Annotated in this window: 1 protein-coding gene; it reads left to right on the top strand. The window is 23.3% G+C overall.

Annotated features, from left to right (window positions below):
- Nucleotides 1–207 precede the first annotated feature (207 nt).
- The gene (locus ACZ9HT_RS16960; protein WP_476041680.1) at nucleotides 208–933 is read left to right on the top strand and encodes a hypothetical protein; all 726 of its coding nucleotides are present in this window, start codon (nucleotides 208–210) and stop codon (nucleotides 931–933) included.
- The last annotated feature ends 335 nt before the right edge of the window (nucleotides 934–1,268 follow it).

A 1,268-nucleotide genomic window follows, 5' to 3' on the forward strand; every position in this document is an offset into this window, starting at 1 on the left:
CGGTATTTATAGTTCACCTCTGTCTTGTTTATTTAAAGGTATTAATTTTATGAATGTAAAGTAAAGAAGGTATTTATACAAGCGGGTCTGAAGTTCCTATCATCAAGATTTTTGCTAATTGTTCAATTTGTTATATTTACAAAGACTTGTTATAAAAAGTCTCCGCCAACAGAAATACGCAAAACGTTAACAGTAATTTAAAAAGCCATGAATCCAACGAAAATTAAAATGAAACAAATTATCTTTTTAACTTTTTTTCTTCAATTATACAGTTGTTCTCAAACTAAAATTGAATCATTTGACATATATGGAAGGTACAACCCTATATTAAAAGATAGTTCAAGAGTAATGTTATCGTATACTGATGACGAAGACACTTTTATGTATATTGGTAAACTTAATAAGGTACAACCACTAATGAAACGTATACATACTGATATACATTGCCAAAAGTTTCCAGAAATATTTTCAACAATTAAAAAAATAGATACGATATCATTTACCGTTTTACCATATATTTCTTCAAAAGATAAAAATTTCATACATAAAATTTACACCTTTTATAATACCGAAAATTATAATGATTTTATAGTTTTTTACCATGCGAAAGAAAATATTGAGCAATTATTAAACTTTTATAAAATCAATTCGTCACCTGATTTTAGATTATTAACTTCACAATATAACATTTATGATGATGAAATTGATGATGAGTATTTCAAAAACACATATATTTTAGATAAAAAAAGAAATGCGTACATAGACAAATTAAGCTACGTAAAAGGCGAAGAAAATACTTTAGACTATGATTTTAATAATCAAAATTTACTATTTATTTATAATAGAATGAAAGGTTTTGATATTTTAAACAAGGAGATAATAGTTGATAATAAAAATATTTTCAAATCTAATTGTACAGGTAATAAGCAGTAAAATAATTAATGCCTAATGTTTCGAAATATTTAAAATTTTCAGAAAATCTATGTATATGTATGAAATCTTAATGCTAAATTTTTTTAATGCGTTTAAACTACCAATTTCACTTTAATTAGTAAATTTTAAATAATTATGTTAATTGAAAATAAATTTATTTTTGAAATCTGCATACAATTAAAAAATATTTAAAACCATATAGATATGTTTATTGAATTGAAAATCTTAAAAAACTACTGTTAACAAAGAACTGTGCTTAAAAACAAATAAAAATCGAATTATTTTTAAATAAATTTAGGCATAGCACTTCTGTATTCTTTGTTGTATTCCACTCC

This window comes from Chryseobacterium sp. UYP7, from assembly GCF_056279225.1.

Excerpts from the sequence above, each read along its gene's own strand:
- ACZ9HT_RS16960 (WP_476041680.1), top strand. The coding sequence starts at position 208 with ATGAATCCAACGAAAATTAAAATGAAACAAATTATCTTTTTAACTTTT.